Source organism: Christiangramia sp. OXR-203 (assembly GCF_034372165.1).
In the GTDB taxonomy this organism is placed as follows: Bacteria; Bacteroidota; Bacteroidia; order Flavobacteriales; family Flavobacteriaceae; genus Christiangramia.
Genome location: NZ_CP139698.1, coordinates 3,260,804 through 3,276,186, shown reverse-complemented (window position 1 = coordinate 3,276,186; position 15,383 = coordinate 3,260,804). Strand labels below are relative to the sequence as shown.

At 40.4% G+C, this 15,383-nt stretch carries 11 protein-coding genes; 8 read left to right on the top strand and 3 right to left on the bottom strand.

All coding sequences use genetic code 11. The annotated features are described in order from the left end of the window. The first annotated feature begins 66 nt into the window (after positions 1 to 66). From T8I65_RS15170 to T8I65_RS15160, 3 genes are read left to right on the top strand one after another with little or no spacing between them, the layout of a single operon-like run. Entirely contained in the window at positions 67 to 1,089 is a 1,023-nt protein-coding gene (locus tag T8I65_RS15170; RefSeq protein WP_322301383.1) for a ligase-associated DNA damage response exonuclease, read from the top strand. Next, positions 1,086 to 2,678: an ATP-dependent DNA ligase gene (locus T8I65_RS15165; protein ID WP_322301382.1), complete on the top strand. Its 1,593-nt coding sequence runs from the start codon at positions 1,086 to 1,088 to the stop codon at positions 2,676 to 2,678. Before T8I65_RS15170 ends, T8I65_RS15165 begins: the two co-directional genes overlap by 4 nt. After that, on the top strand, positions 2,678 to 5,146 hold the full coding sequence (locus tag T8I65_RS15160; protein WP_322301381.1) for a ligase-associated DNA damage response DEXH box helicase: 2,469 nt from the start codon (positions 2,678 to 2,680) through the stop codon (positions 5,144 to 5,146). The genes T8I65_RS15165 and T8I65_RS15160 overlap by 1 nt, the downstream gene beginning before the upstream one ends. Here T8I65_RS15160 and T8I65_RS15155 read toward each other — a convergent pair. Then, positions 5,143 to 5,652 carry a DUF1440 domain-containing protein gene (locus tag T8I65_RS15155; RefSeq protein ID WP_141879046.1) on the bottom strand — a complete coding sequence of 170 codons (510 nt, stop codon included), beginning with the start codon at positions 5,650 to 5,652 and terminating at the stop codon, positions 5,143 to 5,145. The genes T8I65_RS15160 and T8I65_RS15155 overlap by 4 nt on opposite strands. A 103-nt stretch (positions 5,653 to 5,755) precedes the next feature. Here T8I65_RS15155 and T8I65_RS15150 point away from each other — a divergent pair, with 103 nt between their 5' ends. Next, the gene (locus T8I65_RS15150; RefSeq protein WP_322301380.1) at positions 5,756 to 6,535 is read left to right on the top strand and encodes an amidohydrolase; all 780 of its coding nucleotides are present in this window, start codon (positions 5,756 to 5,758) and stop codon (positions 6,533 to 6,535) included. Here the strand turns inward: T8I65_RS15150 and T8I65_RS15145 are convergent. Then, positions 6,522 to 8,126, bottom strand: coding sequence for an Ig-like domain-containing protein (locus T8I65_RS15145; protein WP_322301379.1), 1,605 nt, complete (start codon positions 8,124 to 8,126; stop codon positions 6,522 to 6,524). The two genes, T8I65_RS15150 and T8I65_RS15145, sit on opposite strands and share 14 nt — an antisense overlap. A gap of 57 nt (positions 8,127 to 8,183) precedes the next feature. Then, positions 8,184 to 8,864 (bottom strand): ComF family protein, encoded by a 681-nt coding sequence (locus tag T8I65_RS15140; RefSeq protein ID WP_322301378.1) that lies wholly within the window; start codon positions 8,862 to 8,864, stop codon positions 8,184 to 8,186. A 62-nt stretch (positions 8,865 to 8,926) separates the two neighbouring features. Here T8I65_RS15140 and T8I65_RS15135 point away from each other — a divergent pair, with 62 nt between their 5' ends. The 4 genes from T8I65_RS15135 (at position 8,927) to T8I65_RS15120 (ending at position 15,382) form a co-directional block, all read left to right on the top strand. Then, the gene (locus T8I65_RS15135) at positions 8,927 to 9,808 is read left to right on the top strand and encodes a hypothetical protein (protein ID WP_322301377.1); all 882 of its coding nucleotides are present in this window, start codon (positions 8,927 to 8,929) and stop codon (positions 9,806 to 9,808) included. 66 nt (positions 9,809 to 9,874) lie between these two features. Beyond that, positions 9,875 to 11,419 carry a glycine--tRNA ligase gene (locus T8I65_RS15130; protein WP_322301376.1) on the top strand — a complete coding sequence of 515 codons (1,545 nt, stop codon included), beginning with the start codon at positions 9,875 to 9,877 and terminating at the stop codon, positions 11,417 to 11,419. Positions 11,420 to 11,539: 120 nt separating this feature from the next. Next, positions 11,540 to 14,536, top strand: coding sequence for a GEVED domain-containing protein (locus tag T8I65_RS15125; RefSeq protein WP_322301375.1), 2,997 nt, complete (start codon positions 11,540 to 11,542; stop codon positions 14,534 to 14,536). 81 nt (positions 14,537 to 14,617) lie between these two features. Further along, a complete protein-coding gene (locus T8I65_RS15120) occupies positions 14,618 to 15,382 on the top strand; it encodes an exodeoxyribonuclease III (protein ID WP_322301374.1) in 765 nt (254 codons plus the stop codon). Position 15,383 lies beyond the last annotated feature (1 nt).

Genomic DNA, 15,383 nt, shown 5'->3' with positions numbered 1-15,383 from the left:
CTAATCTTTTCTTAATCCTTTCCGTTTGAATCCAGTATTATTTAAATTCAATTTTCTTCAGAATTTATGGAAACACCGCTACTGGCTTTTAACGACAAAGGAATTTACTGTGCTGCTGCAGATGTATATCTGGATCCGTGGAAACCTGTGGATAAGGCGATTATTTCTCATGGTCATGCAGATCATAGCAGGTATGGTCACAAGAAATATATCACGCATCATAGCAATGTGCCTATCATTAGTCACCGGCTGGGAGAAATAAATGTCACCGGCAAGAAATGGAATGAAAGCTTTACGATCAACGGAGTGAAATTTTCGTTGCATCCGGCGGGTCATATTATTGGTTCTTCCCAGATCAGGGTGGAATATAAAGGTGAAATCTGGGTTTTTACCGGAGATTATAAGACCGAGGATGATGGTGTTGCGGTGCCTTATGAACCTGTAAAATGCCATACTTTTATTACTGAATGTACCTTTGGACTGCCCGCTTTTAAATGGACCCCACAGAAGCAGGTTTTTGCTGAAATAAATAACTGGTGGGATCAAAACCAGTCAGATGGAAGAACTTCTGTACTCTTCGGTTATTCCCTCGGAAAAGCCCAGCGATTACTGAAGCATTTAGATCCATCGATTGGAAAGATTTATACTCATGGAGCGATCGAAAATATGACTGAAGTTTTACGTTCTCAAATGGATTTTCATGAAACTACAAGAGTGACAAGAGAAACTACGAAAGAAGAACTAAAAGGTAATATTGTACTTGCCCCGGGAAGTGCTCATGGAAGTACCTGGATCAGGAAAATGGTGCCATATGTAACTGCTTCAGCCAGTGGATGGATGACTTTTCGTGGTGCCAGAAGAAGACGGGCGATCGATAAAGGTTTTGTGCTCAGTGATCATTGTGACTGGCAGGGTTTGCTATCGTCGATAAAAGAAACTGGTTGCGAAAAAGTGATCTGTACTCATGGATATACCGATATATTTTCGAAATATCTTCGCGAACAGGGTTATGATGCACGAACGGAAGAAACTCAATACGAAAGTGAGACCGGGCAACTGGAAAGCGATAAAGAAAAGGATTCGGAATGAGAGCATTTGCAGATTTGATCAAAACCCTGGATAGTACCAATAAAACTACCTTGAAAGTTGAAGCTCTTACCGAGTATTTTAAAAATGCTGAAGACAAGGACAAGGTTTGGACTATCGCGATCTTGAGTCATCGAAGACCACCCCGACCGGTAAATACCACACTCATGCGGGAATGGGCTTCAGAATTAGCGAATATCCCGCTCTGGCTATTTGAAGAGTCCTATCATATTGTTGGGGATCTGGCTGAAACCATTGCACTTGTTATTCCGAAGAGCGATAGTTCTACGGAAAAGAGTTTGAATCAATTTTTACAGGAGATCCTTGAATTGAAGAAAAAGCCAGAAGAAGTAAAAAAGGAATATCTTTTTGACAACTGGTTAAATCTGAATTATTACGAACGATTCGTATTCACCAAGCTTATAACCGGAAGTTTTAGAATTGGAGTAAGTCAGAAATTGATGACTCGTGCCCTGGCGAAAGCTACCGAAATCGATGAAGATATCCTCGCTTATAAATTAATGGGTAACTGGGAACCTTCAAAGATTACCTATAACAAGCTTATTCTCGAGGAAAATGAAGAGGATTTTCTTTCAAAACCATATCCATTTTATCTGGCTTACGCCATTGAAGATGAACCTGATGCACTTGGAGATGTTTCAGAATGGAGCGCAGAGCATAAATGGGATGGTATACGTTCGCAGGTAATTATTAGAAATGACCAGTTATTTGTTTGGTCACGAGGAGAAGAACTGGTAACCGATAAATACCCCGAATTTGAAGCTTTGGTTGGCGTTGTACCCAACGGAACGGTCATCGATGGAGAAATTCTGCCATTTCCAGATGGTGAAATTGGAACTTTTAATGACCTGCAAACACGGATTGGACGTAAGAATGTTGGTAAGAAGCTTCTGGAAAAAACACCGGTGATTCTAAAAGCCTATGATATTCTGGAATGGGAAGGTGAGGACATTCGGGATACAGCATTTGGAGAGAGACGTGAGATCCTGGAAAAGCTATATCACGAAGTTCGAAGCGAAGAGCTGCCATTACATCTTTCAGAAAGTATAAGATTTAAAACTTGGGAAGAAGCCGCTGTAGAGCGCGAAAATTCGAGAGAAGTAAAGTCGGAAGGATTAATGCTGAAAAGGCTTGATTCCCCGTATCTCGTAGGGAGGAAAAAAGGCGACTGGTGGAAATGGAAAGTTGATCCGCTTACGATAGATGCTGTTCTTACCTACGCCATGCGAGGTCATGGAAGGAGAAGTAATTTATTTACAGATTACACATTCGGGCTTTGGGATGAGGAAAAAAAAGAACTGGTCACTTTCGCAAAGGCTTATTCCGGTCTTACCGACAAGGAATTCAGAAAGCTGGATGCCTGGATCAAAAGAAATACGCTAGACCGCTTTGGCCCGGTTAGAAGTGTAACTCCACATTACGTATTCGAGATTGCATTTGAAGGCATTGCGGAATCTAAAAGACATAAAAGTGGTGTCGCAACAAGGTTCCCCAGGATACTTCGCTGGAGATTAGACAAAAAGATCGAAGAAGCCAATACGCTGGATGATCTAAAAGCGCTTATACCATAATGAAGCGCGCAGAACTCATAGGACTGGCAGATGACTGGTTTGCGGGACAGGACTGGAAACCCTTTAAATTTCAAAAGGATACCTGGACAGCCTATCTTCAGAAGAAAAACGGATTATTGAATGCGCCTACGGGCAGTGGGAAAACTTACGCACTGTGGGTGCCAATAGTACTGGACTATATTCGTAAAAATCCGGATTATAAAACAAAACACAAGAAAGGTCTAAAGGCGATATGGATCACTCCGCTTAGAGCACTAAGTGTTGAGATCGAGCAAGCCGCTTCACGCTTTGCGGAAGAAATGGGAACTCAATTTACCGTGGGTATCAGGACTGGAGATACTTCCCAGAAGGACCGGGCCGCGCAGAAACGCTCCATGCCAGATCTACTCATTACGACTCCTGAAAGTCTGCAATTACTATTGGCTTCTAAGAACTACGATAAGACATTCAAGGATCTGCAGGCGATCGTGATCGATGAGTGGCATGAACTGCTGGGGACCAAAAGAGGTGTACAGGTAGAATTAGGCCTTTCCCGATTGAAAACTATCTCCAAAGATCTAAGGATCTGGGGTATTTCTGCCACTATTGGGAATCTTGATCAGGCAAGGGAAGTGTTGCTAGGACCAGAATCCAAAGCCTATGAAAATTCGGTTTTGGTAAGAGCATTCCTGAAAAAGAAGATCGATGTTCGATCTATTATTCCGAAGAAAATGGAGAAATTCCCCTGGCGTGGACATCTAGGTCTGCATTTGCTGGATGAGGTCGTGCCTATTATCAAGGAATCCAGAACCACGCTGCTTTTCACAAATACCAGGTCACAATGTGAACTTTGGTTTCAGAAATTACTAAGTAAATACCCAGAGTTTGCCGGTGAAGTGGCCATGCATCATGGGAGTATCAATAAAGAGACCAGGCTCTGGGTCGAGCAGGCGATAAGAAATGAAAGTTTGAAAGCTGTGGTCTGTACTTCGAGTCTTGACCTTGGAGTAGATTTCGCACCAGTAGAAACTATCGTGCAAATTGGCGGGCCCAAAGGTGTAGCGAGATTTTTACAAAGGGCGGGTAGAAGTGGTCACCAGCCTGGGAAGGTAAGTTTGATCTACTTTCTACCAACACATGCTATAGAGTTGATCGAGGCTTCAGCTTTACAAAAGGCCGTAGTAAAAAAGGCGGTAGAGGATCGAGTGCCTTACCTGATGAGTTTTGACGTTCTGGTTCAATATTTAAATACGCTGGCAGTCTCCAACGGTTTCTTCCCAAAAGAGATCTTTCCAGAAATCGCCAGTACGTTTTGCTTCCAGGGTATCACCGAAGATCAATGGCGATGGATCCTGAATTTTATTACCAAAGGGAGCCAGAGTCTTCAGTCTTACGATGAATACAAAAAAGTCGAGATCGAGGAAGATGGAAAGTTTAAGATCAATAACCGGGGAGTTGCCATGCGTCACCGACTTCAAATTGGAACGATCGTAAGCGACGCCGTACTGAGTGTAAAATATATTAAGGGTGGTTATATAGGAACTATGGAAGAGTTCTTTATATCCAAATTAAAACCCGGTGATGTTTTCACGTTTGCCGGTAGAAACCTGGAACTCGTTCGAATTAAGAACATGCAGGTGCTGGTTAGAAAATCAAAAAAGAAAACGGCCAAAGTACCCAGTTGGTCTGGTGGAAGAATGACTTTCTCAGCTCAAATGAGTGAATTATTACGTGATGAAATGTATGAAGCTTCAGCACTAGAGCAGGATGAGAAGACCAGTCCTGAATTTGAAGCATTAAAGCCTATTTTCAAGAGACAGCAAAGAGATTCAATCATTCCAAAGGCAGATGAGTTTTTAATAGAAACTTTTAAAACCCGGGAAGGTTATCATGCCGTTTTCTATCCTTTTGACGGGAGATTTGTGCATGAAGCTCTGGGTAGTTTACTTGCTTACCGTATCAGTTTGCTAGTTCCTATAAGCTTTTCAATCGCATTTAATGATTACGGATTCGAATTACTTTCAGACCAGGAGATCGATATGCAGCAAGTATTGGATAACAATCTGTTTTCTGCAGATTTTTTAATGGATGATCTCTATAAAAGTCTGAATGCTACGGAAATGGCCCGTAGAAAATTCCGCGATATAGCAGTAATTGCTGGATTGGTATTTACCGGCTATCCTAATAAGCTGATCAAAAGCAAACACCTTCAGTCGAATTCTCAACTATTATTCAGTGTTTTTAGAGATTATGAAGAGGATAATTTACTGTATCAGCAAGCCTTTCAGGAGACTTTTGAACATCAATTGGAAGAAGGGAGATTAAGAATCTCCCTTGATAGAATTTCGAAACAAACGATCGTCTGGAAAAAATGTGCGAAACCAACACCCTTCTCATTTCCAATCATTACAGATAGAATGCGTGAAAAATTATCTTCAGAAAAACTTGAAGACAGAATTAAAAGAATGTTGAAGCAATTAGAGGCTTAGTTGCTCTCTCTCATTTGCTTATCGATATAATGTCTTACTAGCTCTGTAGTTACGCCAAATGCAACATGGGCAAAAAGCTCATTGATTTGCATTCTTACTGGTACATCTGTAGGTTTAGGCTCAAGACCTAATATTGGTAAAGAAGTCTCGTGGGTAGAAGCCCAGGTCGTAGCACCAAAAATGATCCCATCCATAGGTTTAAGACCAAAACGATTCTTTTTACCATATCCATAAGCGGCTCCAAGAGAACCACCCATTGGAATGTTCACTAACTGTTCTGCCAGTGCTTCGTTGTGAGTGCTTACCGGGCTACCTGTGATCTTAGTCGAAAGGTCGTCTACTATTTTCATTTGGGAGGACTTCTGGTCAATTTCTCTAACCGGAAGAACCTGCTCGATAAGGGTTTTAACTGCAGTCCCGGCAAGACCACCAATAAAACCTGAAATTACGCTACGACTTGTATTAGAAACATATGAATCCTTCTGAAAGAAATTTGCTACACTCATGATTTTGATTTTAATGTGGAATAAAACTATTTATAAAGCAGGCGTTGCACAATGATTTAACACTGCTTTGGCACAGCTTTACACGAATTTTATATTTTTGAGTATGGATGATAAATTACAAGTAGCCATAATTCAGGCTAAGCTGGAATGGGAAAATTCTGATGCGAATCTGCAGATGTTTTCCGAAAAGATAGAAGCGATCAGCGATAAGACAGAACTTATTGTATTGCCGGAAATGTTCACGACAGGTTTCAGTATGAATGCTGAAAATCTTGCTGAAGAAACAGATGGAAAGACACTTAGATGGATGATCCAAACGGCTAAACATAAAAACTCAGCAATTACCGGAAGTGTGATCATTAAAGATCATGGCGAATATTATAACCGACTCTTTTTTGTATTTCCTGATGGGGATTATAAAATTTATGATAAACGACACACTTTCACTCTGGCAAAGGAACATCTTACGTATACTGCCGGAAAAGACAGGTTGATCGTAGACTACAAAGGATGGAAGATTTGTCCGCTGGTATGCTATGACCTTCGATTCCCGGTATGGGCTAGAAATACTGAAGATTATGATGTATTAATCTATGTAGCTAACTGGCCAGAAAAACGTGTGAACGCGTGGGATGCATTACTGAAAGCGCGTGCTATCGAAAATATGAGCTACTGCATTGGATTGAATAGAACCGGTGAGGATGGAGATGGCTATGTTTACAACGGGCATTCTGCTGCTTACGATGTTTTAGGTAATGCGATCACCGGCCTGAATAGATCTGAAGAATTCGTGGAGGAATTCGAACTATCTAAAAAGGAAATGCTGGAAACCCGTGAGAAATTGAAATTCTTACAGGATCGTGATTCTTTTAGTCTAGACTAAATGTATACGGTTGATCCCAGTTAGCGCGAACTTCCAAAGTGTCTCTTAGATACTGAATCCTTTCCGGCTGAACCTTTTTGAGGAAATTACCGGTGTCCCACTTTTGGTTAGCGTTGCTATCAAAAATAACACGCACCAGGATATCCCCGGGATTAAGATAATTGAAAGTGAAATTCGACCGGTCTTCTGAATATTGCTCAGCGAGAATTTCACCTTTAATATTCGTTAACTGTACGATCACTGGAAATTGCTGAATATTCTGAAGATCTATGATGATAGTACCAAATGCTGAAAGATCTTTAGTGGTAATGTTCTTATAGATCGTGTCATTGGTGTCTTCAAAAAGGTCTGTGATTGCACCAGGAAATGCAGTGATATTATAATTATTTGAGGGCTTTTTCTCGAATTTCAGTCTCACTTCATTCAGTAAGGGATCAAATTCAGCTTCAAAAGGAACATCGGCAGAATCCATGTCCATGATCCTGATCTGGTCTGCAGCATAACTAACGATTGGTGTATTGGCTTTTAACTTAAAATCTTTGATCAAATCGCCATTTTCAGTTGAAACCATTAAGGAGTCACGTTCCAGATTACCCATTCTCGCAATTAAAGTATCCTGCGTCTTTGGTGAATTCACCGCAAACATGAGGGTATCCAGTTCCGGACTGGTATTATACCAGTAATATAAGGTGTCTTTTACAGGGTCCTTTATTATTCTCGAGCGGAAACCTTCAGGCCTGGCGGAAAGCAAATCGATTTTAATACTATCGGGATCTGCATATCCTTCATAACCAAAAATGATCTGGTTCCCTTTAAAATGATTGGGCTTTTTAGGTTCGAATTCGAGCTGTTCCTTGAAAACTGTAAGCTCAAAGGTTTCTTCAGTAGGAATCGTAATATCACCTTCTACGAAACCAATTTTTTCCTTTTTAGGATTATACAGGTAATTATCGTTGCTATCCATAAGTGCAACCATTCTGTAGGTACCTGCCTTAAGATTTTCAAGACTGAAATTAAAAGTGCTATCCTGGGAGTAAGTGATATACCTTGGAGTTTCCTTGAAAACTATGGAGTCTGTGTAAGATGTATCGGCTTCATAAAGCATTACAGAAATTACTTCTGAAGGTTCTTTCAGCTTAGCGTCTCTAACAATACCTGAAACTGCTAGTGAATCTATGTAATCTCCTGTTGAAAATACATATTTGAAATAATCATAGGGATTCCCCTCATTGTTGTCTACGATAGATTTTCCGAAGTTAATGGCATAGGTAGTATTCTCTTCCAGAGTATCAGTGATCTCTATCTTTATATCTTTTCTCGCAGTTCCCAGAGGCATGATGTTCGGTTTCGGGACCATGGGAGGAGAAATAATGATCTGCTGGGAAGGTTTGTCCAGCTTAATATATTCATCGAAGTAAATTCGGATTTCCTCTTTGTCGAAATTAGTAGTAAAATTTTCTGGGTTTGCTCTCAAGAATTTTGGCGGATCTTCATCTACCGGTCCGCCCTCGGGCATTCCTTTCTTTGCACACTGTACTGTGGTGAACAGAAGTATCAAAACGAGAATAAAACCGGGTACTCTTTTCTTCATGAATGAAAGGGAATTCTTTTAGCAAAGAAACAATTATTTTGAATTACAACGTAATGCTTAGTGTGTAATTGCCATGGTAGCGATAGATATGCTGATATTTTCTATTTCAAGTAATTTATGAGCACAGGCTTCCAGAGTCGCTCCGGTTGTAACCAGATCATCAACCAGCAACACATTCTTTCCCTTCAATTCATCGGGCTTCTGAATTTGGAGCGTTTGCTCAATCTTGCCCCAACGGGAGATCCTGCCTTTTTTGGTTTGTGTTTGCATGGCGTTTACTTTCAAAATAAGATCAGATCTATACTCAGCATCCAGCTTGTTAGCGATCTCGATTCCAAAAGCTTCTACCTGGTTGTAACCGCGTTCTTTTAATCTGGATTTATGCAAAGGAACAGGAAGAACAAGGTCAATTTTCCTGTAATCATCTATAGCCGATAGCTCTTCTCCCAGCCATGTACCAAGATATTTTCCAATTTCCTGGTGTCCGCGATATTTCAGATCATGGATAAGCTGTTGTACCCCAGATTTTTTTCTGAAATGTAATAATGCGGTTGCTTTGTCTATCTTTACCCTGCCCTGGAAAATTTTTTTGACCGGATTGTCGTTATCTAAATGATATCTGGTAACCGGAAGATCATGCAGGCAACTGGTACAAAGTATATGCTCATTTTTCACAAGTTCTGCCTGACAAATGTGACAGGAAGCCGGATAAAGAAGATTAATGAAATCGTGAAACATTTGTTAATGGCTTGTACCAGACTTGGTTAAACGTATAAATTTACAAACTAAATTGATTCATAATGACAGAAAATAAAAGCAATACTGCATTAAAAGTTCTTACGGGTGTACTTGCCGTGGCGCTTATTGCCCTGAGTATTTACACCATTAAATTCTATAACGAAGAAAAGGAGAATAAAGAGATCCTTCAGAAGGAAAAAACAGTTATAGAAGATGAATTGAACGAACTTATCATTAAATACGATGAGGCGATCGATGAGAATGAGGTGATGGATCAGGACCTCGTAAATGCGCGTGATCGAATTACTAGATTATTAGATTCAGTAAAAGATAATGAAGCGAATCTGGTTATGATCTCGAGATATAGAAGAGAGATCGGTAATTTAAAAGCTGAGAAAGACAGACTATTTCGCGTGGTAGATAGTTTAAGTGCGCAGAATCAACAATTGAGTACTTCTCTGGATAGTACAAGCGTTGCTTTGCAGGAAAGAACAAGATTTTCAGATTCTTTACGGAATACGAATCAAAGTCTTTCTACAAAGGTTGACAAGGCATCACGACTTAAAATCACCGGTTTAAAAGGAGAAGGTGTAATCGTTAGAAATAGCGGGAAACTTGTTGAAAATGATAGAACAGGACGTATTGACCAGATTAGAACCTGTTTTACTTTAACGGCCAATGATCTTGCAGATACAGGTGAGAAAACCATGTACGTACAGGTTTATAATCCTGAAAATGAACTGGTAGGTGACCAGATCGTGGTGCAACATGAGGGTGGAGCGATGGTTTATAGTGCATCTTCGAAAGTATTCTATGAAAAAGATGAACTGGATGTTTGTATTCTTTCGAATACAGATGAGGATAAACTACTGGAAGGAACTTATAAGGTCTATGTTTATAATGACGCTGTTCTTCTTGCAAACGGAAGTTTTAGCCTGAAGTAGATTATTAAAATATAAAATACAGACCGCCTTGAAGCTTATTCAGGGCGGTTTTTTTATTTTTGTTCCATGGCAAAACAAGAAGACCTTTTTAAGAACGTGATTTCCCATGCCAAGGAGTATGGGTATATATTTCAATCCAGTGAGATCTATGATGGCCTGAGTGCTGTATATGACTATGGCCAGAATGGAGCTGAGCTGAAGAAAAACATTAAGGAATACTGGTGGAGAAGTATGACGCAGTTACACCAGAATATTGTTGGGATAGATGCTTCAATCTTAATGCATCCCACCACCTGGAAGGCTTCTGGCCACGTCGATGCCTTTAATGATCCTCTTATTGACAATAAAGATTCTAAAAAGAGATATCGCGCAGATGTTCTGGTAGAGGATTATGCTGAAAAGCTACTTCAGAAAGCAGAAAAGGAAATAGCAAAAGCAAAGAAAAGGTTTGGTGAAGATTTCGATGAAGAAATGTACAGGCAGACCAATCCAAGAGTGCAAAGATATTTAGGTGATCGTAAAGAGATCCTGGAAAGACTGGCTCGCTCGCTTACCAATGAGGATCTTGATGATGTCAAAAAGTTGATAGAAGAACTTGAAATCGCAGATCCCGATACAGGTTCCAAGAACTGGACTGAAGTTAGACAGTTCAACCTTATGTTTGGAACTAAACTAGGAGCTTCAGCCGATTCTGCTACAGATCTATACCTGAGACCAGAAACTGCTCAGGGTATCTTTGTAAACTTTCTGAATGTTCAGAAAACAGGAAGAATGAAAATTCCTTTCGGGATAGCACAGATTGGTAAAGCCTTCAGAAATGAGATCGTAGCCAGACAGTTCATTTTCAGAATGAGAGAATTTGAACAAATGGAAATGCAATTTTTTGTACGACCGGGTGAAGAACTTGAGTGGTACGAGAAATGGAAAGAAGTACGATTAAACTGGCATAGATCATTAGGTCTGGGTGAAGAGAATTACAGATTCCATGATCATGAAAAATTAGCGCATTACGCAAATGCAGCGGCAGATATTGAATTTGATTTCCCATTTGGATTTAAGGAACTTGAAGGAATTCATTCGAGAACAGATTTTGACCTTAAAGCTCATGAAGAACATTCTGGTAAAAAGCTGAGGTTCTACGATCCTGAGCTTAAAGAAAATTATGTGCCTTATGTGATCGAAACCTCGATAGGTCTTGATCGCATGTTCCTGGCAGTTCTTTCATCTTCGTTAAAAGAAGAACAACTGGAAGATGGGAATACCCGTACGGTATTAAAACTTCCTGCGGTACTGGCTCCAACAAAAGCCGCAGTATTGCCACTGGTGAAGAAAGACGGCTTGCCGGAACTTGCCCATAAGATCATTGATGAACTTCAATGGGATTTTAGAGTACAGTATGATGAGAAAGATGCCATTGGGCGTAGATATAGAAGACAGGATGCTGCCGGAACTCCGCTTTGTATTACGGTAGATCATGACTCACTGGAAGATGATTCAGTAACTGTGAGATTTCGCGATACCATGGAGCAGAAAAGAGTGAAAATCTCTGAACTCAATGCATTGATTAGAAAAGAAACCGACTTTAAAACCTGGATGAAAGATTTCGCATAGACATATTCATTTTTGGTATAGTCCCGATATAAAGGCAATTAAGCGATTAATTGCCTTTTTTATATTGATTAAATTTGATAATGTCTATTTTTAGTCATTATTGAAGTTGATGCATTCGCGATGAAAAAATATATACTATTACTTCCACTTTTATTTCTTTTTCAGCTGAACGTTTTTTCCCAGGAAAAAGAAAGAATGGGACCTGCATTCATAGATTCTGCCAGCGTAATTAAATCGGGAGCACTTTCAAAGAAACGATTGATACCTTCTACCAAAAAGCAAAAGCTTTATAATCCGAGAAACAGGGGGATCAATAAGATCGTTCCAGGGAAAGGCCTGCCAAAAAGGGATGATCCTACTGTACAAAAGAAAAAAGGTGAGATCCCGGCGAAAGCGCCAATATTCACTTTTGATGGAGCAGATACGAGATCAACTCCTTCAGATCCAACAGGTGCCGTAGGTCGAAATCATTATGTGAACGCATGGAATTCTGAATTTGCGATCTGGGATAAGCAGGGAAATGTTTTAATCCCAGGTTCCTCGCTCGCCAGTATTGGTGGTGCTTTCAATGATGAAACTGATGGGGATCCTATCGTTTTCTACGATGAGTCGGCAGATAGGTTCGTGGTCATGCAATTTAGTGATGACCTTGCACCAAGAGGTACAAGTAATTCTCCTGCGGCATTGCTTTTCGCAGTTTCTCAGGGTCCCGATCCTGTAAACAGTGGATGGTATACCTATAGATTTGACCTGGAATCATTGCCAGATTATCCAAAAATTTCACTTTGGAGCGACGGTTATTATATCACTACCAACAAGGATGCCTTAGAACCACAGGGTAAAGAAATTGTTTATGTTCTGGAGCGTGATAGAATGCTGGCAGGTGCAAATGATGTTAGAATACTGGGTTTTCCTTTACCGGGAATTCAGAATAATGGATTCTACAGTCCGGCAGGTTTCAGTGTGATGGGATCAGATCTTCCACCTGCAGGAGATGCGCCAATTATTTATTTACAGGACGATCAATGGGCTGGGGTTAATGAAGATCACTTAAAGATCTGGCTTATGGATGTAAACTGGGAGGACCTTTCATCTTCCAGCATAAGGTTAAGTCAGGAGCTTACTGATGGTGTATCACCGTTTATAGCAACATTTGATGGTGGTAGCTTTAAAAATCTTGCTCAGCCAGGGAGTGATACAGATATTGATGCCCTGCAAGGTGCCATGATGTACATGACCCAGTATCGCAGGTTTGAAGATCACAATTCGGTCGTTATGAACTTTGTGGTAGATGTGGATGCTAGTCCTGCTGAACATGCGGGCATTCGCTGGTATGAACTAAGACAGGCAAACGATGGAGCAGCCTGGAGTGTTTACCAGGAAGGTACGTATGCCCCGGACCCTAGTGATAGATTTAGCGGAAGCATAGGGATAGATGCCCGGGGAAACATAGCTCTCGGTTTTACGATTCTGGATGATAATCCTGTAGATCCAATTTTCCCTTCCATTCGTTATACCGGCAGGTACGTAAATGATGCATTGGGAATCATGAGCATCGAAGAGCAAAGCATTGTGGAGGGATTGAGTCCGCAGCCCAGTCCTTTTGGACGCTATGGAGATTATGCGCATCTAAGTATAGACCCGGTAGATGATCTAACCTTCTGGCATAATGCGGAATATTTTGAAGGAACAAGACGTCTTAATAAAGTGGGCGTTTTTAGATTTTCTGCAACCGAACTCAACGATATTGGAGTGATTAGCCTGGAAAGTCCCGAAGATGCAAGTTTAACAGCTTCAGAACAAATTAGCATCAGGCTTAGAAATTTCGGACTTAATCCTCAATCTAATTTTGAGATCAGCTATACCATAAATGGAGGTGAAACTGTAACTCAAACCTATACTGAAACCATTCCTGCGGAAAGTGTTGCTGAATTTAATTTTTCTGAACTCGCAGATCTTTCCGAAGTAGGCCAGATCTATACACTGGTTATTTCTACCAATCTTGAAGGTGATGTTAATCCCGGAAATGATAGTATCGAAGCTGAGGTGAAGAACTTACCACCTAATGATGTTGGAGTTACTTCTATCGACGCGCCGGAGTCTGGAGAGAATCTGAGTGCTTCTGAGCAGGTGACTGTCACGATCGAGAACTTTGGGGGAGAGCCGCAAAGCAATATCCCGGTTTCTTACCAAATTGGAAATAATGCTACTGTTTCTGAAGTTTTCACTGGAGCCCTTGAAGTCGGAGGTCTTGAAACTTATACTTTTAATCAAACTTCTAATTTCTCAAGTTCCGGGAGATATACGATTACAGCCAGAACCAGACTGGCAAACGATTTTGATCCATCGAATGATTCAGAAAGGACATCGGTTGCCAATCTAGATTGTATTCCAGAAGGTTCAGATTGTTCCCAGGGGGATGGTATATTTTATTTCGAGATCAATGATTTTGTAAATGAAAGAATTCCATGTACTACAGGATATCTTGATTTTATTGGAGGTACTACGAATCTTGATCGATCAATCAACGATTATAGCGTAACTGTTCAAACCAATTTTGCAGATGATGATGTGGAGAAGTTTTCCATGTGGATCGATCTAAATGATAATGCGGTTTTTGAAGATTCTGAAAGACTAATTACTTCGGAAGTGATTCCGGAAATTAATACGCCTTTTACCTATAATTTCAGTTTACCTGAAGATGCCAAATTGGGACAACACTTACTGAGAATTAGAGCTGGCGATACCAGTTTTGATGGAGATCTAAATGATCCATGTTCAGTAATGGCCTATGGAACAACACATGATTATTCAGTAAATATCATTGACAGTACTTTAGATATTGAAGACTTCATCCTAAATGAAGCCGAATTGATCGTGGTTTCAAATCCAACCATAGAAGGACTTTACAGGGTAGTAATGGAAACAAGCTTTAATGAACCACTACGTCTCACGGTTCATGATATTAGCGGACAATTGCTTCTGGAAAACCTGATCCTGAATGAAGGGGATGGTTATATCTACGATTTGGATATGTCATACGCTGCAAGGGGAGTTTACCTGGTTCGCGTAGGTACAAGAAAAGTTGGAAAAGTAAAACGCTTTATCGTCAAATAACAATCATTTTAAATAAATCATAACGCTATCCGGGACCACGAAAAGTTCAGATAGCGTTATTTTTGTGCAAAATCGAATTCTATGACTATTATCTCATATAATGTAAACGGCATCAGGGCTGCGATCAAGAAAGGTTTTCTTGACTGGTTACAACAGGCAGATCCAGATGTGGTTCTTATTCAGGAAATTAAAGCTACTCCAGAACAACTTGATCTGGGAGTCTTTGAAAAAGCTGGGTATCCATATCAATACTGGTATCCCGCAACTAAAAAGGGTTATAGCGGCGTGGCAATTTTGAGTAAAACCAAACCAGATCATGTAGAGTATGGGACCGGAATAGATTATATGGATTATGAAGGCCGGGTAATTCGGGCAGATTTTGGAGAACTTTCAGTCATGAGTCTCTATTTGCCATCGGGTACCAATACTGCAAGGCTCGATTTTAAGTTCAAATTTATGGAGGACTTCCAGTATTATATAGATGAACTTAAAAAGTCCAGACCTAATTTGATCATTGGCGGGGATTATAACATTTGTCACGAAGCCATCGATATTCACGATCCGGTGAGATTAAAAAACACTTCCGGATTTCTTCCTGAAGAACGACAGTGGATCGATAGGTTGATGCAAAGTGGCTTTATAGATAGCTTTCGTCATTTTAATGAAGAGCCAGATCAGTATTCCTGGTGGAGTTACAGAGCCAATGCACGAAATAACAATAAGGGATGGAGGATCGATTATAACCTGGTGGCAGCGCCACTTAAAGATCGCTTGAAAAGAGCAGTAATCCTGCCGGAAGCATACCATAGTGACCATTGTCCCGTTCTAGTAGAAATCGAAAAATAAA